Source organism: Paenibacillus tyrphae (genome assembly GCF_024158745.1).
GTDB lineage: Bacteria > Bacillota > Bacilli > Paenibacillales > NBRC-103111 > Paenibacillus_G > Paenibacillus_G tyrfis_A.
In genome coordinates this window covers 322,813-344,304 of the sequence record NZ_JAMZAW010000005.1, presented here as the reverse complement: position 1 = coordinate 344,304, position 21,492 = coordinate 322,813, and the positions used below count along the sequence as shown (strand labels likewise).

General features: G+C 54.1%; 23 protein-coding genes and 3 riboswitches. Of the genes, 3 read left to right on the top strand and 20 right to left on the bottom strand.

Features of this window, described 5'->3' with window-relative positions; translation table 11 throughout:
• The first annotated feature begins 234 nt into the window (after window positions 1–234).
• Window positions 235–1,272, top strand: a complete 1,038-nt coding sequence (locus tag NI000_RS10360; protein ID WP_253410139.1) for a glycosyl hydrolase family 18 protein — start codon at window positions 235–237, stop codon at window positions 1,270–1,272.
• Between the two features lie 61 nt (window positions 1,273–1,333).
• Here the strand turns inward: NI000_RS10360 and NI000_RS10355 are convergent, their stop codons facing one another.
• Both NI000_RS10355 and tdh read right to left on the bottom strand, forming a co-directional pair.
• Window positions 1,334–2,512 (bottom strand): glycine C-acetyltransferase, encoded by a 1,179-nt coding sequence (locus tag NI000_RS10355; RefSeq protein ID WP_253410137.1) that lies wholly within the window; start codon window positions 2,510–2,512, stop codon window positions 1,334–1,336.
• Window positions 2,484–3,590 (bottom strand): L-threonine 3-dehydrogenase, encoded by a 1,107-nt coding sequence (gene tdh, locus NI000_RS10350; RefSeq protein WP_253410134.1) that lies wholly within the window; start codon window positions 3,588–3,590, stop codon window positions 2,484–2,486. Before tdh ends, NI000_RS10355 begins: the two co-directional genes overlap by 29 nt.
• Window positions 3,591–3,806: 216 nt before the next feature.
• Here tdh and NI000_RS10345 point away from each other — a divergent pair, with 216 nt between their 5' ends.
• Window positions 3,807–4,367: a helix-turn-helix domain-containing protein gene (locus NI000_RS10345; RefSeq protein WP_025849811.1), complete on the top strand. Its 561-nt coding sequence runs from the start codon at window positions 3,807–3,809 to the stop codon at window positions 4,365–4,367.
• A gap of 107 nt (window positions 4,368–4,474) precedes the next feature.
• Here NI000_RS10345 and NI000_RS10340 read toward each other — a convergent pair whose 3' ends face one another.
• The 4 genes from NI000_RS10340 to NI000_RS10325 form a co-directional block, all read right to left on the bottom strand.
• Entirely contained in the window at window positions 4,475–5,515 is a 1,041-nt protein-coding gene (locus tag NI000_RS10340; protein WP_253410132.1) for an NADH:flavin oxidoreductase, read from the bottom strand.
• Between the two features lie 194 nt (window positions 5,516–5,709).
• Window positions 5,710–6,291 (bottom strand): TetR/AcrR family transcriptional regulator, encoded by a 582-nt coding sequence (locus tag NI000_RS10335; RefSeq protein ID WP_253410130.1) that lies wholly within the window; start codon window positions 6,289–6,291, stop codon window positions 5,710–5,712.
• 154 nt (window positions 6,292–6,445) lie between these two features.
• Entirely contained in the window at window positions 6,446–7,057 is a 612-nt protein-coding gene (locus tag NI000_RS10330; RefSeq protein ID WP_253410128.1) for a DUF4304 domain-containing protein, read from the bottom strand.
• A 469-nt stretch (window positions 7,058–7,526) separates the two neighbouring features.
• Window positions 7,527–8,486 (bottom strand): ABC transporter substrate-binding protein, encoded by a 960-nt coding sequence (locus tag NI000_RS10325; RefSeq protein WP_253410126.1) that lies wholly within the window; start codon window positions 8,484–8,486, stop codon window positions 7,527–7,529.
• A gap of 271 nt (window positions 8,487–8,757) precedes the next feature.
• On the opposite strand from NI000_RS10325, the gene NI000_RS10320 reads away from it, so the two are divergent.
• Window positions 8,758–9,318, top strand: a complete 561-nt coding sequence (locus NI000_RS10320; protein WP_253410124.1) for a TetR/AcrR family transcriptional regulator — start codon at window positions 8,758–8,760, stop codon at window positions 9,316–9,318.
• 8 nt (window positions 9,319–9,326) lie between these two features.
• On the opposite strand, the gene NI000_RS10315 is transcribed toward NI000_RS10320, so the two are convergent.
• The 14 genes from NI000_RS10315 to NI000_RS10250 form a co-directional block, all read right to left on the bottom strand.
• Window positions 9,327–10,130 (bottom strand): carbohydrate ABC transporter permease, encoded by an 804-nt coding sequence (locus NI000_RS10315; RefSeq protein ID WP_253410122.1) that lies wholly within the window; start codon window positions 10,128–10,130, stop codon window positions 9,327–9,329.
• Between the two features lie 14 nt (window positions 10,131–10,144).
• Entirely contained in the window at window positions 10,145–11,074 is a 930-nt protein-coding gene (locus NI000_RS10310; protein WP_253410120.1) for a carbohydrate ABC transporter permease, read from the bottom strand.
• A gap of 42 nt (window positions 11,075–11,116) precedes the next feature.
• On the bottom strand, window positions 11,117–12,484 hold the full coding sequence (locus tag NI000_RS10305) for an extracellular solute-binding protein (protein WP_253410118.1): 1,368 nt from the start codon (window positions 12,482–12,484) through the stop codon (window positions 11,117–11,119).
• A 22-nt stretch (window positions 12,485–12,506) separates the two neighbouring features.
• A complete protein-coding gene (locus NI000_RS10300; protein WP_253410116.1) occupies window positions 12,507–13,418 on the bottom strand; it encodes an amidohydrolase family protein in 912 nt (303 codons plus the stop codon).
• 25 nt (window positions 13,419–13,443) lie between these two features.
• Window positions 13,444–13,602: a hypothetical protein gene (locus NI000_RS10295; RefSeq protein WP_253410114.1), complete on the bottom strand. Its 159-nt coding sequence runs from the start codon at window positions 13,600–13,602 to the stop codon at window positions 13,444–13,446.
• Between the two features lie 189 nt (window positions 13,603–13,791).
• Window positions 13,792–14,673 carry an ATP-binding cassette domain-containing protein gene (locus NI000_RS10290; protein WP_253410112.1) on the bottom strand — a complete coding sequence of 294 codons (882 nt, stop codon included), beginning with the start codon at window positions 14,671–14,673 and terminating at the stop codon, window positions 13,792–13,794.
• Window positions 14,670–15,020 (bottom strand): GntR family transcriptional regulator, encoded by a 351-nt coding sequence (locus NI000_RS10285; RefSeq protein WP_309247884.1) that lies wholly within the window; start codon window positions 15,018–15,020, stop codon window positions 14,670–14,672. Before NI000_RS10285 ends, NI000_RS10290 begins: the two co-directional genes overlap by 4 nt.
• 116 nt (window positions 15,021–15,136) lie before the next feature.
• Window positions 15,137–15,883 carry a hypothetical protein gene (locus NI000_RS10280; protein ID WP_253410110.1) on the bottom strand — a complete coding sequence of 249 codons (747 nt, stop codon included), beginning with the start codon at window positions 15,881–15,883 and terminating at the stop codon, window positions 15,137–15,139.
• Complete coding sequence (locus tag NI000_RS10275) at window positions 15,884–16,366, bottom strand: small multi-drug export protein (protein WP_253410108.1); 483 nt, start codon at window positions 16,364–16,366, stop codon at window positions 15,884–15,886.
• A gap of 173 nt (window positions 16,367–16,539) precedes the next feature.
• The gene (locus NI000_RS10270; protein WP_253410107.1) at window positions 16,540–18,015 is read right to left on the bottom strand and encodes an alanine/glycine:cation symporter family protein; all 1,476 of its coding nucleotides are present in this window, start codon (window positions 18,013–18,015) and stop codon (window positions 16,540–16,542) included.
• A gap of 510 nt (window positions 18,016–18,525) precedes the next feature.
• Window positions 18,526–19,437, bottom strand: coding sequence for an L-serine ammonia-lyase, iron-sulfur-dependent, subunit alpha (sdaAA, locus tag NI000_RS10265; RefSeq protein WP_253410106.1), 912 nt, complete (start codon window positions 19,435–19,437; stop codon window positions 18,526–18,528).
• Window positions 19,434–20,117: an L-serine ammonia-lyase, iron-sulfur-dependent subunit beta gene (gene sdaAB / locus NI000_RS10260; RefSeq protein WP_253410105.1), complete on the bottom strand. Its 684-nt coding sequence runs from the start codon at window positions 20,115–20,117 to the stop codon at window positions 19,434–19,436. The genes sdaAA and sdaAB overlap by 4 nt, the downstream gene beginning before the upstream one ends.
• A gap of 81 nt (window positions 20,118–20,198) precedes the next feature.
• Window positions 20,199–20,597: a glycine cleavage system protein GcvH gene (gcvH, locus tag NI000_RS10255; protein ID WP_253410104.1), complete on the bottom strand. Its 399-nt coding sequence runs from the start codon at window positions 20,595–20,597 to the stop codon at window positions 20,199–20,201.
• A 35-nt stretch (window positions 20,598–20,632) separates the two neighbouring features.
• Complete coding sequence (locus NI000_RS10250; RefSeq protein WP_253410103.1) at window positions 20,633–20,788, bottom strand: hypothetical protein; 156 nt, start codon at window positions 20,786–20,788, stop codon at window positions 20,633–20,635.
• Window positions 20,789–20,967: 179 nt separating this feature from the next.
• Window positions 20,968–21,087, bottom strand: a riboswitch (glycine riboswitch).
• 149 nt (window positions 21,088–21,236) lie between these two features.
• Window positions 21,237–21,337: riboswitch (glycine riboswitch) on the top strand.
• A gap of 3 nt (window positions 21,338–21,340) precedes the next feature.
• A riboswitch (glycine riboswitch) is annotated at window positions 21,341–21,458 on the top strand.
• The last annotated feature ends 34 nt before the right edge of the window (window positions 21,459–21,492 follow it).

Here is a 21,492-nt window from a genome sequence, read left to right as displayed (position 1 = left end):
GCGACAAGACGCGAGGTGCAAATATAAGGAACATGTCGTTTTTGTGAAGCTATAAACTATTCGTCAGGTGCTGTCGAAATATATTTTAGAGTTAAAATAATGGATAATAAAGGAATTCGGTAAAAAGGTTAGTTTAACTTTAACAGGAGGTGATGTGCTATACATTTGTAGCAGAGCCCGTACGCCCCACATCTGAACAGCAAATCAAGCACGATAATAGAGGAGGAAAATGATATGAATTACAGAAAGGCGCTTAAGGCTCTTGCCGTCACGGCTTTATTAGCATCCACGCTCTCCGTCAGCGTGACAACATCTTACGCGGCGGCCCCAACGGTTCTCGGTTATTATACGGAGGATTCTACCGAAGCTTTTCCTAAGTTTCACAGCTACATGAATCAAATTTCCACAGACACGTTTAATACCGATATCAACGGAAATATTGTCGGCAAGGTACCGACGCAAGCCGTGAACTACGCCAATTCGGTGAAGGTGCTGCCTTACGCCCTGGTGTCCAATTACCGCGATCACGATTGGGACAGCAATATCGCGCACAATGTCCTGACGAACCCGACAGCCAAAAGCAACTTGATCAAAAATATGCTCAATCTGGTGAAAAAAAATAAATACAAAGGGATTAACATCGACTTCGAAGCGGTTTTGCCGGAGGATCGCGCGGCGATGACGAAATTCGTTCAAGAGGTTGCCGGCAAAATGAAGGCAAACGGATTCCTGACCATGGTCTCGGTTCCCGCCAAGTCGGAGGACGATCCGTCGGATTCGTGGACGGGCGCTTTTGATTTTGAGGAACTGGGCAAAGCGGCGGACGTCATCCAGGTGATGACCTACGACGAGCATGGCGTGTGGAGCGATCCGGGGTCGGTCGCGAGCAATCCGTGGATCGAAGCCTCCCTCCACTTCGCGATCACGTATGTTCCTTCGGAGAAGGTGCTAATGGGGATTCCGGCGTACGGCAATGACTGGAACTTGTCCGACCCGACGAACAAAAGCAATCGATTAATCGAATGGAAAGATATGCCCAAGCTGCTCGCTTCCACCAAAGCAACCCCGATACGGGATGCCGTTACGGGTTCAATGTATTTCAACTACACGGATACGGACGGAGCGAAGCATGTCGTTTGGTATGAGGACGAGGCATCGATCAAGCAAAAGACGCAATATACCAAAACCTACTGGCTTGCCGGCGTATCAATATACGCTATGGGAATGGAAGATCAAAGATTTTGGGAAGCCGTCTCGGCGGGACTGAAATAAAATAGCAAAATAGCAAGCGGCCGCTTCTCCTCTGAGAGACGGCCGCTTGCTATTTCCCCTTTTACCCCAGCAATCCCAACTGCTTGCCCGCGCGCTCCAGCGCGTTCAACGCGAAATCGAGATCCTCCTGCGTATGCCCTGCGGTTACGATAAACCGTACCCGGCCTTTGTCCATCGCAACAGTCGGATAGACGATGCCTTGTGCGAAGATGCCTTCCTCCAGCAGCAGGTCGGAGAAGCGCATCGTCTTCGCCGGGTCCCCCACGATGACCGGAACAATCGGTGTCTCGCTTCCGCCCGTATCGAATCCGAGCGCCTGCACCTTCGAGCGGAAATACGACGCGTTCGCCCACAGCTTCTTGATCAGCTCGTCGCTTTGCTTGAGCACTTGAATCGCCGCGAGGCAGGTGGCCGCCACCGCAGGCGTCTGCGACGTGCTGAACAGAAACGGACGGGCTTTATGAATCAGATAATCCTTCAATACCTGGTCGCACGCGACGTAACCCCCGACCGCGCCGACGGCTTTGGACAGCGTGCCCACCTGGATGTGTACCCGCCCGTGCAGCCCGAAGTGGTCGGTCGAGCCTTTGCCGTTCTTGCCGAGCACGCCGCTCGCATGGGCGTCGTCAACGTAAACGAAGGCGTCGTATTTCTCCGCCAGCTCCACAATGTGCGGCAGCGGGGCAATATCGCCGTCCATGCTGAATACTCCGTCCGTCACGACGACGCGCTTTTTAAACCCTGTGCTTTCCTTGAGCACGGCTTCCAGTTGGTCCATATCTTTGTGCGCGAATATTTTCCGGTGCGCTTTCGTCAGCCGGATGCCGTCGATGATGCTCGCATGGTTCAGCTCATCGCTGATGACGACATCGTCGGGACCGAGAATGGACGCGAGCACGCCTTGATTCGTCGTAAATCCGGATTGGAACACGAGCGCCGCTTCCGTCCCCTTAAACCGGGCCAGCTCCTGCTCCAGCCGGTCGTGAATGTCGAGCGTACCCGTAATGGTGCGCACCGAGCCGCTGCCGACGCCGTACTGCTCGATGGCCCGGATAGCCGCTTCCTTCAAGTCCGGGTGATCGGTCAGCCCCAGATAGTTGTTCGAAGACATCTGCAGCAGCCGGCGGCCGTTCAGCGTCATCCAAGTACCCGAGCGGCTCTCCCAGACCGTAATCGGACGATACCGTCCTTCCTGCTTCGCCTGCTCCAATTCATCCCGCAGTGAGTTCCAATTGACCATGAACGAGCTCCCCCTTATTGGTTGATTGTGTATCTGTGTCGTGGTGAAATACGATTTTGCCGCATTGACCGGAAGCCGCGAGCGCAAAAGCTTCCTCATACTGATCCAGTGTAAAAGTGTGCGAAATGAGCGGCTTCAGATCGATCCGCGCCCGGTCGAGCAAGCCCTTGAGCTGGTACCAGGTCTGGTACATGCGCCGGCCGGTGATGCCTTCCACGCGAATTCCCTTAAAAATAATATGCCGCGACAGGTCAAGCGAAACCTCCCGGGTCGGGATGCCCAGCAGCGAGACGCGGGCTGCCGGAGCTGCCGCTTCGAATCCGCCGCGGATCGCGTCTGGATGGCCGGACATTTCCAGCACTACCTCCGCCCCTTCCCCGCCGGTATGCTCCATTATCGCCTGCACCATGGACGTCTCCTTGCTGTTGATCGTTACGTCCGCTCCCATCGTTCGGGCCAGTCCCAAGCGGTAAGCGTTTACGTCCACCGCCATCACCGTGCCCGCTCCGCACGCTTTGGCCACCGCTACCGCCATCAAGCCGATCGGTCCGGTGCCGATGACTGCGACCGACTTTCCGACGATGTCGCCGGAAAGCACTGTCTGTACGGCGTTGCCCAGCGGGTCCTGCAAGCAAGCGAGCTCGAAGGGCAGCTGCAGGTCGTTGTGAATCACGTTGGTCGCTTTGACGACCGCATAGTCGGCGAAGCAACCCGGCGCCGTAATGCCGAAGCTTCTCGTGTTCGGGCAGACGTGCGCGTTGCCGGTCCGGCAGGCCTTGCAGACGCCGCAGACGATATGCCCTTCCGCCGAGATGCGGTCCCCGAGCTTCACGTTCGTGACCCGGCTGCCTACGGCTTCTACAACGCCCGCGAACTCATGGCCGAATACGTTAGGCGTGACCACCGTTTGCTCGGCCCAGGCGTCCCATTGGTAAATATGTAAATCCGTACCGCAGATTGAAGTCGTTTTCACCCGGACCAGCACTTCATCGGGACCGCACACCGGAACGGGAACCTCCTTCAATACCGCGCCGAACGCCCGCTTTTCCTTCACAAGCCCTATCATCGTTGTTCCCATCGTGCATCCCTCCGCCGGATGTTGTATAATATAATAAACCATTGTGCGCTATGATGTACTTACACTATATTATACATATGTACGTGATATTGTACATAGGTTAGATCGGCACCTTGGAAAAAAATTTTTCTTCCCTCCGGCAAGTCCACACGGAAACGTTGTGCGCAACCACCGTTCGTTTATAATGGAGAGAGTAAAGCAGCATGGGAGGATATCATGGAGCACGAACAAATTCATAAGAAAATCGGCAAAAGCCTTCAGGCCATCCGCAAGGCCCGCTCGCTGAGCCTCGACCAAGTAGCGGAGCTGACGGGGGTCAGCAAAGCGATGCTCGGACAAATCGAACGCGGGGACTCGAATCCGACGATCTCGATTCTGTGGAAAATCGTGAACGGGCTGCGCATTTCGTTTACGTCTCTGATCGAAGAAGAACCGGCCAAGGTGACGCATTTCCGCTTTGAGAATTTGGAGCCTTTTGTGGAGGAAGAGGGCCGGTACCGTGCGTTCCCGCTCGTTCCGTTCGACCAGCAGAAGCGCTTTGAAATTTATACGGTAGAGATGGAAGCGAACTGCACCCACATTTCGGAGCCGCATAACGAGGGGATCGAAGAGTACATTTTGATGATGCAGGGCGAGCTCGACATCACGATCCAGCAGAAGACGTACACGCTGAAGGTGGGGGACGCGCTGCGGTTTACGGCGGACCAAAGCCATATTTATACGAATAAAACGGATCAGAAGACGATGTACCATAACATCATCCTCTACCCTTCTTAATCCGTAGCAAATGAAAACGGCAGTCCGGGAAGCAGCGCCTCCTTCGGATTGCCGTTTTTGCTGCGCTATAGCAAGGACTCCTGCTCAGTATCTGTCAAAAATGTGTCTTAATGAAGTGTTTTCACTGCTTCAGTCGTAAAGGGGACCAATTCGGCTGTTCGGCCGTCGCGGATCTTGTTTGCCCAAAGAGGGTCCACCAATAATGCGCGACCTACGGCTACCAGATCAAATTCTTGTCGTTCCAGCCTCTCAATTAACCCGTCGATCTTCGCATTATTGGCTCCCTTTCCTTCGGTAAAGAGACTCATAAAATCGCCATCCAGACCAACCGATCCGACCGTAATCGTCGGTTTCCCTGTCAACTTTTTTGTCCACCCGGCAAGATTCAGATTGGAGCCTTCGAACTCCGGCTCCCAGAAACGGCGCGTTGAGCAGTGGAAAATATCAACACCCGCGTCGACCAAGGGCGCCAGGAACTGTTCCAGTAGCTCCGGCGTTTCAGCCAATTTCGCTGTGTAGTCACTCGCCTTCCATTGCGAGAAACGAAACACGATTGGGAATTCCGGTCCGACGGCACGGCGGCAAGCTTCGATAACCTCTACTGCAAAGCGGGTGCGCGCAACCATGTCGCCGCCATAGCTGTCGGTTCGCGTGTTGGTTTTCTCCCAGAAGAATTGGTCGATCAAATATCCATGCGCACCGTGGAGCTCGATGCCGTCGAAGCCAAGCCGCTTGGCTTCGGATGCTGCCTGTGCGAAGCCTTGGACGATTGCGGCGATTTCCGATTCCGAATAATCGCCTACATGGCCTCGCGCTCCCATATGCCAAATCTGCGGTATAATCCGTCCGCCCGCCTCGTGTACCTCAGTCACTACGTTTGCCCAACCGTTTAATGCAGCTTCGCCATAGAAATGCGGTACGTTGGCGGAATTGGACGAATCCGGATGATTGATCACCGTACCTTCCGTCACGATAAGTCCGACACCGTTTTCGGCCCTGCGGCGGTAATAGGCGGCCACCTCCGAGCCTGGCACACCGTCCGGCGAAAATTGCCGGGTCATCGGTGCCATCACGATACGATTAGACAGAGTCATTTTTCCGGCTGCGAACGGTTCGAACAAGGCTTGAACAGATTGAGAATTACTCATAACAACCTCCAAATTAAATTATATTTTGTTAAATTATGTTAATGTGTTAACATGTTGGCATCAGCGTTAATAAAGCTACAAACAGCATCTTGAATTCGGATTTTTATTCATGTATTTGGATAATCCCGGAGAACCACCTCCTTCAATCTCATTCCTTTATTGACTACGTAGTCAAAAACTTCGTAAAAAAAAGATCAAGGTTCGAGCATCGCAAAAGACGTACGCAAGATCGCATCGATCTGCTCTCGGGAAGCACCTGATCTCTCCATTATTTTCGCGCCGAGAAGAGCGTTGTTCAGATAAGCGGCTAGCTCTTGGCTGGTATGGCGGGTCGTAATGAGCCGCTGCTCCTGACCGCTGCTGATGATCTTCTCAAGTATTTGTTCGACCTTGGCGAACATCAACTCTACTTCGCGGGTTACTTCCTCGTCGTCGGTTCCGAATTCCAGCGCGGAATTGACCACGAGACATCCTCTATGAATGGTTTCGTTGCCTTGACATAACGCAGTATCGCGTATAGCCTCCAACTTTTTCAAGGGGGACACTTCCCGGGAGGCCAGCTCTTCCAGCATCGATATACTCTGTTCGCGATACAGCGCCAGCGCCTTTAAAAACAAGGCCCGCTTATCTTCAAATACGCAATACAAACTTTGCTTCTTAACCTGTGTCGTACGGGTCAAATCCTCAAAGGAAGTCGACTTAAAGCCTTTCGTCCAGAACACTTCCATGGACTGGTGCAGTGCACGATCGACATCAAATTCTCTAGGTCTGCTCATAGGGCCATGATATCAATTCTTGACCGCGAAGTCAACAATCGTTCGCCGGTGCACCTCTAACAACTCGAAGATCGTTCACCGCGCTTTACTGCTCGTCAGTTAATCAAGTTTTTTTGTCACCACATCATTTCTCACTTACGTTCACTATGCTGACTTATAGCTTATCAAATTCCACTCCATATTTATTGAAGATGGTCTTGTATTTATTTTCGAATATGGTCCACCGCTTTTCTGTTCCATACTTTTCCTGCAAAGCCTTCAAATAATGTTTAGCCGCTGTTACATCATTGGATTGTAATAGTAACTGAAAGCTCTCTTCGCCCAGATGTAAAAATGGACCTGAAGTATAATAATCAACAATGGATCTGGCACTGGTCATCGTATCATAGAAATGAATAACCTCTTCTAATCCACTTAGCAGCGTTTTTCTTAAATCATCCATATTCGTATCAGGAGTGATTAAAAATCGATCTGGAACAGACTCAACAATTTCCCCAATTCTTGCTCTGAAGTGACACTGCGCTTCTTGGGGTGCTGTCAGAATCTCTCTCGATTGTATCTGTGCCAACTCCGCTGCATAAATACCGCAGTTCACATAAAACATGACATTGTCCGCTGAATTGCCAGAGGATTTTTGGAAATTGAACATGTAGATGAGGCTTTCTGTTATCTTACTGAAATTCAAACTCTTCTTTGCGAAGCCACGCTTGGAAAGGAACGGCTTTACGTCCTGCTTAATCATATCGCTAAAGAGCTGCTGCAACATGATCCCTCCTGGAAGATTACTATAGATTTTTTTATTGGTACTTCTAAAACATACTAGCTCGCATTGCTTAGGAATATATGTTTCGTCCATATTATAACATTTATCCGGTAGCTTTCTCACTATCCTGCCCGTTCGCAATTGATCAAGACCATAGTTCATGGTGCGGTTAACCGTAATACAGGTTCTTTATTTCGACATCATGGTCCTTCTCTATAAGGTGCTTATTCCAAAACAAAAAAACTTGCCTGATGTTTGGCAAGTTTGGCTTTAGTGTTAAGGCAAAAGTGCAGTGCCATTAAAATGGAGTGCCCCAAATCTATAATCGAAGTCCAGGAATATGCCGGCTCCATGCCTACTACGGGGCTTCCCTAGAGGTCACTACACCAATAAATACTTCAACATCCATACGATGATTTCCTGCAATTTAAAAGAATGTGATCCAGTTTCCCATCAAAACTCCTGCGCAAACCTACAGACTGTCGAACCGCTTGCGAATGTCCTCAAGCAGCAGCTTGGCCGCTATAATGCCGCCGGACGTATTCCAGATCGGCTCGTTCACGACGAAGGCCCGTTTCGTTTTGACGACGTTCATGTTTTGCGCGAGCGGGCTGCCCAGCCATTCCTCGGCCGTTTTCTTGGCCCCGGTGTCCCCTTGACGGTCCGAGACGAAATAGAACATCACGTCTCCGTCGAGCACGGTCATTTGCTCCTGCGTAATGTCCGCGGAGAAATCGTCCTTGTTCTGAGCGTCCGGACGGGCAAAGCCGAGCTGGCTCAAAATAATTCCGGCGAAATTGTTCTTGTAATAGACGCGAACCTTGCCGGGCTGGAAGCGGGCCAGCGACACGCGCATTTTCGTTTTGTCGCCCAAGTGCGCTTTGGTCTGCTCGACCGCTTTGTTGTAATCGTCCAGCACGGCCTTGCCTTCGGCTTCTTTGTTCAGCGCCGCGGCATACAGCTTGAAGTTGTCGATCATGCTGTCGCCCAGATTTTCCGTAAAGACCGTAGGCGCGATGGCCGACAGCTGTTGGTAAATTTTCTCCTGGCGCACCTTCGTCCCGAGAATCAGATCCGGCTTCAGCGTCGCGATGACCTCGACATTCGGCTGCGTCTCGTCACCGATCATCTTCACGTCGGCCATCTGTTCCTTAATATGCTCAAACCACGGATCTCCAATCCAGGATTTCACAGCGGCTACCGGCTTAATGCCCAGCGCCAGCAGCGATTCGGTGCCCTGATTTGTCAGAACGACGACCCGCTGCGGGGTGCCCGTGATTTTCGTCTCCCCCATAGCGTGCTTAATCGTCCGGGACGCCGGTTCCTGCGAAGGCTGCTGCCCCGCCTCCGGCTTCCCGCTCCCTCCGCCGCCGCAAGCCGAAGCGACCAAAGCAAAAACCAAAACAACGGCGAGCGCGGAAATCTTTTTCAACCTGAATCCCCCAAATCCCTTGAACAACAACGATAACTACTCCTTTCAGCAATTCATAAGCTGCATTTTTTTTGATAATGATTATTATTATCAATCAAAGATTCAAAAAAAGCTCCCGTTCCGACGGGACCAAGCCGATAAACCAAACAAGCGTTACAATTGTTACTTGTGTTACACTTGTAACATTAAACGATATCGTCCGGTTATGCAATAACCTCGACGCTCTCCAGGGGCGAAAATGGACAGATGAAAGGAAGTGTCACACTTGGGCGTGGCTACGGGCAAACTCTCCTTGCGGTCGCAGGAATGGATTCAGACTGCGCTGTTTCAATTAATGGAAAAAAAGCCCTACTCTCTCATCTCCATTACGGAGATTGCAGATAAAGCAGGACTTGCACGCCAAACGGTTTACCGGAACTTTCAGGACAAAGACGAAATTTTATTGAATTATTTGACCCGGCTGATGAGCGGCGTGTGGCAACATATCGATGGCGGGCAGCCGTATACGGAAGCGATGTTCGTGCTGCTGTTCCGCACCTGGAAGGACAACATTCCCCCGTCGCTGATCCTGAACATCAAGGGCCAGGACCGCAAAATCCGGCAGCTTATTTTCCGCAGCATCTGCGATTACCACGATGAGCTGTTTATCGACGGAATCCGCAGCGGGAGCGGTACGCAGTCCGATATTTACCGCCTGTACGGGCAAAAATCGTTCTCGGCCCTCCTGCACATGATGCTGATCGAGTGGACGCTGCAGGAATTTCATCTGTCTCCCGAGGAGATCGGCAAGGTTGTCAGCGAGCTGTCCGCTTCGATGCGGAAGTTTCTGTGAGCTGCCGCCTATTTTAGCCCGGTGAGTGCGATGCCGCGGACAATCTGCTTCTGGAAGATGACAAACAGCAGAATCAGGGGCAGCACGGAAACGGTCGCTCCCGTCATGATCAGCACCCAACCGCTCGTATCCTTCAGCTCGCTCGAGAAGAACGCCACGCCGACCGGAATCGTGAAATGCGTCTCCGTCTGCGTCACGATCAACGGCCAGATGAACGCGTTCCAGCTGCCGAGAAACGACAGGATCGCCAACGTCGCAAGAGCGGGGCTCACCAGTGGTACGGCGATGCGCAGCATGATGCCCCATTCGTTCATGCCGTCGATCCGCGCCGCGTCCAGCAGGTCCGAGGGCAGCGATTCCATGAACTGCTTCATCAGGAAGATGCCGAAGGCGCTGACGAGCCCCGGAAACAGGACGCCGATGTACGTATCGACCCAGCCGAGCTTGGCGGACAGCAGATACCACGGAATGATCAGCATCTCGGTGGGCACCATCAGCGTGCTGAGAATGGCGATAAAAATGAGCCGTTTCCCGGCAAACGTAAATTTCGCCAGCACGTACCCCGTGACCGTATCGAACAAGCATACGCTTGCCGTCATAATTACCGCGATCATGAAACTGTTATACACCCAGTCCGTAAACGGCGTCGTGGCGAACAATTCCGCATAATTGGCCAGCGTCACGCGATCGGGCACGAGGCTAAGCGAGAAGACGTCCTGCGGCGTCTTGAGCGAAGTGGCGACCATCCATAAAAATGGAAATAGCATCGCGAGCATGCCCGCGGTAAGCAGCGCATAGCTTCCTAGCCTCATCGGTCATCCCCTCCTTAATATTCGATCTTCTTGCTCAGCACCTTGAGCTGCAGCAGCGACAGGACCAAGATCAACGCGAAAAGCACGACGGTAGCGGCCGCCGCCTGGCCCATGTTGAAGTGCTTGAACGCGAGATTGTAAATGTACAGCACGAGCGAGACGGTCGAGTTGAGCGGACCGCCGGACGTCATGTTGAGCACCTGCGTGAACGACTGCAAATAATCGATGCTGCCGATGACGACGGAAAACACAATCACCGGATTAAGCAGCGGCAGCGTGATGTGCACGAACCTCTGCCACGCTCCCGCGCCGTCGATGGCGGCCGCATCGTAGTACAGCCGCGGGATGCCCTCCAGCCCCGTCAGGAAGATCAGCATTTGAAACCCGACGCCCTGCCAGATCATGGCGGCTATGACCAGATAGATCGCCTGGGACGGCGAGCCGAGGAACAGCTGCGGATCGAGCCCGAGCGAGAGCAGAATGCCGTTGACAACGCCGTTCTTCATCAGCATCCAGCGGAACACCCAACTGACCGCTACCACGCTGGTGACGTACGGGATAAAATAGACCGTGCGGAACAAGCCGCGCAGCCGGCCGATGCGCTGCAGCAGCAGCGCAACAGCCAATCCGGCGGCGATCTGCCCCGGCACACCGGCCAGCACGTAGACGAGCGTATTTTTCAACGCCTGCAGGAACACTTCGTCCTGGAACAAGGCGATGTAATTGTCGAGCCCGACAAACGGCTTCTCTTCGGACAGCATATCCCATTCCCGGAAGCCGACGTTAAACGAATACAGGATCGGCAAAATACGGATGGAGACGAAAAAAAGCAGCGGCACCAGCAGGCAGGTGTACACGAACACATACCGCTGCTTTTTCACGCCGAGCCCCCGCCTCTGGGGAACCCGGCTTCTAGCGGCCGACAGCGCTTCGGCACGCTCCATAGGTTCTTCCCTCCTCGTCCTTCTTGCAGCGCGCACGCCGCCTTATTTTTTATCCTGCTTCGCCCAATAATCGTCGAACAGCTTCTGCGTCTTCCTCACCAGCTCGTCGTACGCCTTCTCGACCGGCACCTGCTTCAGTACCACTTGATCGACCGCTTCGACGAAGTAATCGCGCTCCAGCTTCTCGTCCACGAAGAAGTGCGCATGCGCATAAGGCAGCTGCTGGATGAACGGACCGAGCTTCTCGTCCTTCGCGTATTTGTCCTGCAGCGCGACCTCTCGCTTCGCCGGAAGCTCCCCAACCTTCTCCACCCACTGCTCCTGCACTTCCTTGCTGGTCAGAAACTTCAGGAATTCGGTCGCCGCCTCCAGCTTCTTGCCCTTCACACCCTTCGTAATCGAGTTGGCCCAGAAGGACACCTGCGTCGCCTTGTCCTTGTACGAAGGAAGCGGCGCAATCGCATACTGGAGGTCGGGCGCGTCCTTCTTGATCCCGCCGAGCTGGAACGATCCGTCGATATTCATCGCAGCTACGCCCTTCTTGAAGGCGGTAATGTCGTCGTTATAGAAATCCTTGGTGCCGACCTTATGTACCAGCGACAGGTCGATCAAATACTTGAACGCTTCCAGCCCGGCCGGGGAATCCGCCCACAAAATTTTGCGCCGGTCGTCGCTGATATCTTTGCCGCCCGCCTGGTACACAAGCGCGTCGCGGTACCAGTGGTGGAGCTGCGCGTTCGGCTGCCAAGCCAGCCCTTCGACGACGTATTGCCCGTTCTTGTCCTGCTGCGTCAGCTTCTTCGCGGTGTCGACCAGCTCGGTCCAAGTGGCCGGCGGCTTGCCCGGATCGAGCCCCGCTTTGGTGAACAAATCCTTGTTGTAAAACAAGGCGAGCGTCCGCACGGCGGTCGGGATCGCGTAATATTTGCCGTTCAACTTGGCCGTATCGACGAACGGGAAAAACTCCTTCTTGATCTGCTCCTCGGAGAAGACGCTCTCCGGCAGCGGCTGCAAATAGCCGGACGAGACGTATTTCGGCAGCCAGCCGTAATACAGGTTAATAATATCCGGTCCCTTCCCGGCGGGCACGAGCGTCGCCACCTTCTCGTTGTACTGGTCATACGGGAAGTTCGTCTGCTTGACGGTAATATTCGGATGCTTCTTCTGAAACTCGTCGATCAGCGCCGCGATCAGCTCGACCTTCGCCGGATACTGGTACTGCCAGTACTCGATGGTAATCTTCTCCTCTTGGCCGGATTCCGTCGTCTTCTGAGCGCCTTCTCCCGATTTGCCGTCTCCCGCCGGCGCCTTGGAGCCGCCGCAGGCGGACAGCCCCACGGCTAAGCTAAGCGCAAGCGCCACGGCGCTCCAAGGCGTATAACGATAACGCTGACGATAAGTGCTCTTCATGGTTTTCCAGTCCCCTTTTTTTCTATACTAAGTTCAACAGTCTTCTCGCGTTGTTCCCAAAAATGTTCTCGATCTCCGTCTCGTTCATCCGCAGCTCGCGGCAGGAGCGCACCTGATCCTGCAAGTAGCGGTAGACGAACCCCCGCGGGAAGCTGCTGGAATCCGTGCCGAATATAATCCGCTCGGGACCGATCAGCTCGTAGCATTTGCGGAACAGGATATCCAGGTTCAGCTCGTACGGCGTCCAGCGCATCCACTGATTCGACCCGGATGTATCGATGAAGATATTCTGGCAGCTCCAGCACAAGTGCAGCAGCTCTTGAAAATAGCCCGCACCGAAATGCGGAATGATGAACGGAATATCCGGGTATTCCCGGGCCACGTTAAAGATCGCCAGCGGATTGATGTTGAGGTGCGAGGCGATCCCGCCGGTATGTCCGAGCAGCCCGAAATGAATGAGCACCGGCAGCTTCCGCTCGGCGAGAAACCGCCACACCGGCGTCAGCTTCGGATCGTGAAACGGGATTTCCACGAGCGGGCCGAACAGCTTGTAGCCTTTCAGGCCAAGCGTGTCCACGGCTCTCTGCAGCTCCTCCGCCGCATTCGGCTCCTCGATGGAATGATGGGCGAAGCCGGTAAACCGGCTGGGGTATTTGCCGATCTGCTCGGCCAGATCGTCGTTGCTCCAGGCGGTCAGGAAATTGATTCCGCCAATGCCGTAGCGGTCCAATTCGTCTGCCCAACGGTCGATGAGCGGCCGGTCCGCATCCTGATCCTCCTCCGCCGGAGGCTCCGGGAAATCCCACGTCAACCGCATCCGTTCGGAACGCAGCGCGTTCTGGCTTCGGATCACCGGATTAGCCGACATAAACGGCAGCGGATAAGGCAAATGGGCATGAATGTCGAATACTTGAAAGCCTTCCTTGAACAGCATCGAGGTTCCACCTTCTGTCTTTAGGTTAGCAAGCTATAAGCAGATACGCCTTATTGACCTCAAGCATCGGCGCCAGCAGCTCCGCCTTGGTTTGCTCGTAGGCGGGCTCCAGCACGACTTCGGCATACGTTTTGCCCGGAAAGCGGTCCCCTTCCGCCCGCAGCCATTCGTCTTTTTGCGCCAAGCAGTACGCCCCCTTCGCCGGACGACCGTAAAAATAAAAAAGACACATTCCGCCCAGCAGGCGGTACGTGTCTCCGGTAGTCCGGTAGATTTCTTGACTATTCCCATAAAATTACTATGCTTTAATCGAAATCATACCCCCGAACCCCGGGAATGTCAATAGAAAAATCGGGGTTCGCGTATGATTCGTCTAGCGCTCGTTTTTCTCCAGAAGCCGGTCCAACAATTCGTCCAGCGGCAGCGGCTGCTCCTTCGTGACTTGGATTCCGTTTTCGGACAAGAAAATCAAGGTTGCCGTACGGTCGCAGGTGACCAGTTGAGGAAACGGGCTCTCACTCCAATCGACCGCGCCCGGGATATCCGCCAGACTGGGCAGCGCTTCTCCGGTTAACCAGAGCCGGCGCCACGAGGCGACCAAGGCATCTTTTTCGTAAGGGCCTTCCAAAGCGCCGTTTCTCAGCAAAAGAATGCAATCCGCAAACTGCCGAATATCTTCGACCGAATGGGTGGATAGCACGACGGTCCGTTCCACGCTCTCCGCATCCTCGACAAGCATCTGCTTCAGACGATTGCGGCTGGCGATATCCAGACCGTTCGTCGGCTCATCGAGCAGCAGCAGACGCGCATGCGTACTCAGCGCGAGCGTTAACGCCGCCTTTTTCCGCTCCCCCTGCGACATCTTGCCGTACCTTTTGTCCAGCGGAATACGAAAAGACGCCGCGCGCCGGACAAAATCGTCGTCGTCCCACGATGCGTACCAGCCGCCGATAAAATCCCTCATCTCCCGCAGCGTAAAGGGCTCGCAGCCGTCCAGCGGATCGGGGACAAAAGCGATCTGCGTCTTGATAGCCTGCTCCTCCCGCTCATACGTATGGCCGAAAATTTCCAGCTTGCCTGAGGTCGGCTTCATCAGATTCATAAGGCACTTGAGCAACGTCGTTTTGCCCGAGCCGTTCGGGCCTACCAACGCATACGTCAGGCCGGGCTCCAGAACGATATCGATCGGTCCCAGCCGGAAGTCATCTCGCTGTTTCACGAAGCGCTCCAGCCGAAGAGGACTTGGGGAAGTCATCCGCCTCGCCTCCTTTCTTGCAGCATTTCCGCCAGGATCTGCTCAAACGTCTGCCGCGTTTGCTCCGGATCGTTCTGCAGCCGAAAGCTCATTTCAATCGCCGCGCGGAACGCTTGGTGCAGACTGGCGTCCGCGACCTGCTTCTTCTCGCCCTCCTGCACATCCGCTACGAACGTTCCTTTTCCCTGCACGGTCTGAATGAATTTGCGCTGCTCCAAATTTTGATAAGCCCGGTTCACCGTAATGACGCTGCAGGCCAGATCGCTGGCGAGCGACCGGATCGAAGGAAGCGGCGTGCCCGGTTTAAGCTGACCGCTTACGATGAACGATATCAGCTGCTGTTCAATTTGATGATAAATCGGCTCCCGGCTATGTTCCGAGATGTGTATCGGTAGCTGTATCGCTGCCGCCTCCTTTCTGACAAGTCAGGTGAACCCCCGGCCGCTGTGCGGGCGGACCGACCCTAGGGAAGATCCTTGCGCGCAAGCCGGTAAATTAAGGCCCGGTAGAACCCCGCCACCCCAAGCACGGCCATAAGTACGGACAAGATCATGGCAACCGGCGGATTTCCCCGCGCCAATTCAAACACCCATAAATAAACCGGTTGTCCAAAATGCGAGTAGAACATTAAGATTCCCGCAACGATCAACATCAGGGCCGTAAAGGAGCCGATCAGAATCGCTTTGCCGTTCGTTCCGAATTCCAGATACGGATTGATGCCGCTGACCGCAAAGGCATAGCCGACCCAGACGAGCACAAAGGCGGCATACTCCGCCATGGACAGCACGCCAAGCAAAGCGGACCAACTTGACGCGACAAAGACGCCGACAAAGACGAGCAAGGACGTTCCCAGGCACATCATCATATACAGCATCCGGCTCCAGGCTACGACCTTGAGCGGAATGGCCCACATCCGGAAAAAGCGCAGCCGCTTCAAAAACGGATCCTCCGACACCAAGTAACTGAAAGATAGGTATTCTCTGGAAAAGGCAAGCGCGCCGAGCGTAGGAACAACGGCAATTAACCATAAATCCACGGGAAAAGAAACGCCCGGCTGCATACTGCCGCGCTCGTCTCCCCCCAGCGTGCGCACCATATCGTGCGCCAGAAAGAACCCGATCAAGGCCGAGAACAGAACGTTGGCCAGCAGCGCAACATATTTATGTTTTAACTCATTCCATGCAATCCGGCAAGCATCACGCAATTCCACTCACGCTCCAGATGATTGATTCATACGGGTCAGACCGAAAAGATCGACGCCGTAAGCGGCGGCAGCGGCGAACAGGATCGTCCAGAACGCCAGCGAGCACGTCATCCAGAACAGGACGGGGCCGCGGGGCGCTTTGAACAGCATGGCGAAGCCCGCCGCAATCTCCGTCCCGATCAGGATGGGACCGAGAAAGGCAAGACCCGGCAGCCCGTACCGGACAAATAGGCGGTAGGCCCGCTGGCTTCGTTTGCTTTCGCTTGCTCCGCTGCGTTTGCTGCGCCATGCGTTCCAGCGGTCGAACAAGAAAACGACGAGCAGCACGGTAATCCAATTCCCCAGAAAAGCCAAAATCGTTGTGGCAACCGGGTTTAAGTCAAGCATGGCGATACCTAGCACTACGACAAAAGCCGATTCCACCCAAGGCAGCGCCGCAAGAACGAAGACGGCAAGATAAGACCATTCTTTCAGAAATTCAGCAATCATGCAATACTCACTCCTCTGAAGGTGTATAAGTGTATATATTAATATATACAGTATATCACCACTTGAAGCTTGTCAACGATCTTCCGCCCGGGAACCAAAAAAAGACACGTCCCGCGCTCAGATGGTACGTGTCTTTTATCCGGCAAATTCAATTTATCGTATCAATGTCGCTGTTATACGTTTTCCAGCCGCTGCGTTTGGTGACCGACAGGCATACCCGAAGGTTGAACTTCAGGTGTCCGGGAAACCGGCGGACGTTCCTCCCAGCACTCGGCGTTGGTGAGGCCATCAATGCTGTCTCGATAAAATACCGGATCAAGCCCGGCCTTCTTCTGCTTGACGTAGTCCTGCAAAGCTGCGAAGGCGATTTTGGACAGCCAGAGGATCGCGATCAAGTTTACGATAACCATCAGGCCCATAAATAAATCGGCCAAATCCCATACCAATTGAACCTTTGCGATCGAGCCGAATACGACCATGGCGATCGCTCCGATTCGGTAGACCATCAGCCATGTTTTACTTGTGTGAAGAAATCGAATATTCGTTTCCCCGTAGTAATAGTTGCCAATCAGCGAACCAAAGGCAAACAGGAAGACAAAAATAGCAAGACAGCCTGATGCCCAAGAGCCAATGTGCTCACTTAATGCCGCTTGTGAAAGCGCAATGCCGCTTAGCCCCGGTTGTTTGTACGCATCGGAGAGCAAAATAATAAATGCCGTGCTCGTACAGACGATGAGTGTATCCGTTAATACGCCAAAGGCTTGAATAAGTCCTTGTTTCACCGGATGACTTGTGGTTGCCGTTGCGGCAACGTTCGGAGCGCTCCCCATACCGGCTTCGTTCGAGAATAAGCCCCTTTTGGTTCCATGCATGAGAGCGGCACCGATGGAACCGCCTGCTATTTGCTCAAGACCAAACGCGTTTTTAACAATAAGCGAAAGAACTTCCGGCATTTTCGTAATGTTGGTAAGCACGACAAATAAGGCAACGCCAATGTATAAGACAGCTAGAATCATAACCTTATATTCAGCCATTTTGGCAATACGCGTTACACCGCCAAAGATAATCACGGCGAAAGCGATGGTCATGAGAATTCCCATCGTTAAACGATCGGTGCCGAATGCGTTCTCAAAGGCGATGGTAACCGTATTGGATTGTACGGAGTTGAAGATAAGACCGAACGTAACGGTAATTAAAATCGCGAAGAAAACGCCCATCCAACGTTGCTTTAAGCCTTTCTCCATATAATAGGACGGGCCGCCGCGGAAGCCGTTTTTATCTTTCGTTTTATAGACCTGCGCTAGCGTACTTTCAACAAAGCTGGATGCCGAACTAATGATAGCAATAATCCACATCCAGAAGACCGACCCCGGACCGCCTAACGCGATGGCAATGGCAATCCCCGTAATATTGCCCGTCCCCACGCGAGCGGCCATACCAATAGCAAACGCTTGAAATGGGGAAATATCGTCTTTAGAAGCGGACTTCCCTTCTTTTAAAACGCGAACCATTTCTTTCAGCATGCGGACTTGCAGGAATTTCAATTTGAACGTGAAATAAAGTCCCGTACCGACAAGTAAAACAATCAACAATTTCCCCCAGAAAAATTCGTTGATTTCGCCAACAATACTCTGCAACAGTTCTTGCATTTCTTCACCTCATATCAAATGAATGTAGAGCTTCCATACGGTTTTGCGATATCTCCAATCAAATGCATTTCCCCGTTCCAACCGCGGCTTTATCGAAAACGCTTTCAGCGTTTTTCCGAAACTGTGATTTATTCTACTTTTCGGACTACAAAATAAAACCAAAAACTACAATGTAACACAAATTATCTTTTGGGATTGGAGGAAATGGATGACAACGCAATTCGGAGCCATAAGAATATATCTGGGGAAGAAGGTTTGCACGACAAAATAGACGCAGCCCGCTCCTCGCGAATGCGCCTATCTCTAATTTGAAAACCTATACATTTACATTTCTACCCTTTTTAAGGGTATAATAGATGTAGCGCCAAGGAATAAATCGCAAGCTGATTCTCGCATTCCAAGGAGGAGCCATTCCATGTCAGACTATCAAATCCGCTTATTGAAAGCGTTCTTCCTGCTATTGTTTCTTCTATTGGTGATGGGCATCGAATATTACAGCCAGCTTCACGGTTAGACAGGCTCCTTCTGCTCGTCCGTCCCGCTTCGATTACGGGCACGCAGCTGTTCCGTCAGCTTCCGCCCCGTCGGCGTCTGCGCCAGCCCGCCAAGCGCCGTCTCCCGGTGCTCGCGCGGCATCGCCCGGCCAACGGACAGCATGACGCCGATCACTTCGTCCGACGGAATGACGCTGCGCACACCGGCCAGCGCCATGTCGGCAGCGGCGAGCGCGTTGACGGCGCCGAGCCCATTGCGCACGATGCACGGAATTTCCACGAGTCCGGCAACCGGGTCGCAGATCAGGCCAAGCGTATTTTTCAGCGCCAAGCCGACCGCATGCATCGCCTGCTCCGGGCTGCCGCCGCGCATTTCGACCAGCGCGCCCGCCGCCATCCCGATGGCGGAACCGACCTCGGCCTGGCAGCCGCCCTCCGCTCCGGAAATGGACGAGTTGTTGGCGATGACATATCCGATCGCTCCTGCGCAAAACAGTCCTTCAACCAGCTTCTCGTCCGGCCAGCCGAACCGTTCCTGCGAGCTGACGAACACGCCGGGGATAATGCCGCAGGAGCCCGCCGTCGGCGTCGCCACTACGCGGCCCATCGAAGCGTTCACTTCCGATACGGCAAGCGCGTAGGCCATCGCCGTGCTCGCTTCGCGGCCGGAAGAAGGATCGCCGCTCGCCGCGAAGGCAGCGACCCGGCCGGCGTCGCCGCCCGTCAACCCGCTCCGCGAAGCCGTGGGCTGTTCGATGCCCCGCCGCACCGCTTCTTTCATCGTTTGATAATACTCCGCCATCTGGCGAATGACCTGCTCCCTTGTCTCGCCGGTTTCTTTCACCTGCTCCTCAATCATGAGGCGTGCGACCGTCGTCGATTCCGAGCGGCATAGTTCGGCCAACTGCCGCAGCGTTTGAAATCTCATGCTCTCCCGCTCCTTTGTGCCAAATCGATGATCGTCGCATCCGCCACGTCCGGCAGCAGACGAATGGACGCCAGCATACCCTCCGGCGGAGCCGAGTCCATCTCGATAACCGTCATCGCTTCGCCTTGACGACCCTTGCGGTCGACATCCATAAAGCCGATATTGACTCCCGCCTCGCTGACGACCTTCGTAATCGAAGCGAGAATTCCCGTACGGTCTGAATGCTTGATCACCAGCATCGGATACTGCCCTGTGCAGCTGACGTCAAAGCCGTTCAGCGAATGAATCTCAATATTGCCCCCGCCGATGGAAGCGCCCAATACCTCCGCATAGCGATCGCCCGACCACAGCTCGATTTTGGCCGAGTTCGGATGAGGCGCGGCTCCGGTACTCGGCTCGAACGCGATCTCCATGCCGAGCGACCGGGCTTCGTCCAGCACATGCGGAATGCGGGGATCGTCCGTATCGTAGTCGAGCAGCCCTCCGGCGATTGCCAGATCCGTGCCGTGGCCCCAGTACGTCTCAGCGAACGATTCGTACAGGAGCACGCGTGCTTTTTCCGGCCTGCAGCCGAGCAGCTGCCGCGCCACACGGCCGATGCGAACCGCACCGGCCGTGTGGGAGCTGGACGGACCGACCATCGCCGGCCCGATAATCGTAAATACATGCTTAAAGCGCATTGGACATACCCTCTTTCAACGGTTCGTCCGCTTTGACCGCCGGTTTTTGTTCCAAACGATTCTGCCCGCTTTGCCGGACGATTAGTCCTGGCTTGCGACGAATTCGCCGTAAGCTTCGGCGGTAAGCAAGCTCTCGAGCGCTTGGCCGATCTCCCCGTCGACTTCCACTTCCACGATCCAACCGGCTCCGTACGGCTCGCTGTTGACCAGCTCCGGCGAATCCAGCAGCGCTTCGTTCACCTTCGTCACCGTCCCTGCTACCGGGCTGAACAGATCGGATACCGTCTTGACCGATTCGATCGTTCCCATCGGCGCATGCGCCTCCAGCTTGGCTCCGAGCTTCGGCAGCTCGACGAACACGATGTCCCCAAGCTGATGCTGGGCAAAATCCGTAATGCCGATCCGCACGGACGTCGCCCCGGTCTTTTCCGCCCATTCATGCTCTTCCGTATAACGCAATCCCGCTTTTACTTCACTCATCGTCAGCACCCTTTTCTCCTGGAATAAATAGATCCCTATCGCTTTGAAAACGCGGGCAGCAGCATGACGGCAGCTCTGCCCTTATCGTGTTTCCGCTCCGCCTTGCTTGCTGTCCGGCAAAGCAGCTTGCTTCCTCTTAGCGTATCCGCCAATACCGGCGCTTTATCCGCGTCAGCCGAATTGCCAGCCACGCCATGACCGAATTGAAGCGCTTCCACTCAGACTATCCGGCTTCGCCTGCGTGCTCGCAAACGCCAAAAAAGGACAGGAAAAGGCATCTCGCCTTGTTCTCTGTCCCGGGTACCTGAGAGTTTAGGGCCGCTCGTCGCGCCGTTACCCCTTTGGTGGCTTACGCTCTCTCCAGAGGCGCGTCGGATGGCGGTACGTTTACCTGAGAGATTAATCGCCATTCGGCAGGTTTGGCGACTTGCTCCTTCGGTGCCTTACGCGGGCTTATCGCGGCCGCTCCGGTCTCTCCCAACCATCGTCATTCGCTGTATTTCACATCTCCTTCAAGAGTAATTCAACCGGATAGGGATGTCAAGAATCCGCATCAAAATCTTGGCTGACGTTTGCGGTTGACACAGCCTGCTCTTTAGAGTATTAATGAATATAGAGCTATGCAACCGAATAACGCGGATGAACGTAAAGGGAGAGATTACCGGAACGTACGGTAGCGCCGAAGGAGTAAACCCGCCGAGCCGGGTGAATCTCTCAGGCAAAAGGACCTCTACCGGACGCAACTCTGGAGAGCACCCTCCTTGCTTTAAGCAAGCTCAGGGTCACCCAAGGGGAAACTTGTACGGCCGCTTCCATCCCGGAAGACGGCTGCAAGGTAACTCTCAGGTACAAAGGACAGAGCGAAAAGACAGCGCAGGCATGCGATTTTGGCATG

Bases quoted from the DNA above. Each gene is read 5' to 3' on its own strand.
- NI000_RS10360 (WP_253410139.1), top strand. From the start codon at position 235: ATGAATTACAGAAAGGCGCTTAAGGCTCTTGCCGTCACGGCTTTATTA.
- NI000_RS10355 (WP_253410137.1), bottom strand. From the start codon at position 2,512: ATGGTCAATTGGAACTCACTGCGGGATGAATTGGAGCAGGCGAAGCAG.
- tdh (WP_253410134.1), bottom strand. From the start codon at position 3,590: ATGGGAACAACGATGATAGGGCTTGTGAAGGAAAAGCGGGCGTTCGGC.
- NI000_RS10345 (WP_025849811.1), top strand. From the start codon at position 3,807: ATGGAGCACGAACAAATTCATAAGAAAATCGGCAAAAGCCTTCAGGCC.
- NI000_RS10340 (WP_253410132.1), bottom strand. From the start codon at position 5,515: ATGAGTAATTCTCAATCTGTTCAAGCCTTGTTCGAACCGTTCGCAGCC.
- NI000_RS10335 (WP_253410130.1), bottom strand. From the start codon at position 6,291: ATGAGCAGACCTAGAGAATTTGATGTCGATCGTGCACTGCACCAGTCC.
- NI000_RS10330 (WP_253410128.1), bottom strand. From the start codon at position 7,057: ATGTTGCAGCAGCTCTTTAGCGATATGATTAAGCAGGACGTAAAGCCG.
- NI000_RS10315 (WP_253410122.1), bottom strand. From the start codon at position 10,130: ATGAGGCTAGGAAGCTATGCGCTGCTTACCGCGGGCATGCTCGCGATG.
- NI000_RS10310 (WP_253410120.1), bottom strand. From the start codon at position 11,074: ATGGAGCGTGCCGAAGCGCTGTCGGCCGCTAGAAGCCGGGTTCCCCAG.
- NI000_RS10305 (WP_253410118.1), bottom strand. From the start codon at position 12,484: ATGAAGAGCACTTATCGTCAGCGTTATCGTTATACGCCTTGGAGCGCC.
- NI000_RS10300 (WP_253410116.1), bottom strand. From the start codon at position 13,418: ATGCTGTTCAAGGAAGGCTTTCAAGTATTCGACATTCATGCCCATTTG.
- NI000_RS10290 (WP_253410112.1), bottom strand. From the start codon at position 14,673: ATGACTTCCCCAAGTCCTCTTCGGCTGGAGCGCTTCGTGAAACAGCGA.
- NI000_RS10275 (WP_253410108.1), bottom strand. From the start codon at position 16,366: ATGATTGCTGAATTTCTGAAAGAATGGTCTTATCTTGCCGTCTTCGTT.
- NI000_RS10270 (WP_253410107.1), bottom strand. From the start codon at position 18,015: ATGCAAGAACTGTTGCAGAGTATTGTTGGCGAAATCAACGAATTTTTC.
- sdaAA (WP_253410106.1), bottom strand. From the start codon at position 19,437: ATGAGATTTCAAACGCTGCGGCAGTTGGCCGAACTATGCCGCTCGGAA.
- sdaAB (WP_253410105.1), bottom strand. From the start codon at position 20,117: ATGCGCTTTAAGCATGTATTTACGATTATCGGGCCGGCGATGGTCGGT.
- gcvH (WP_253410104.1), bottom strand. From the start codon at position 20,597: ATGAGTGAAGTAAAAGCGGGATTGCGTTATACGGAAGAGCATGAATGG.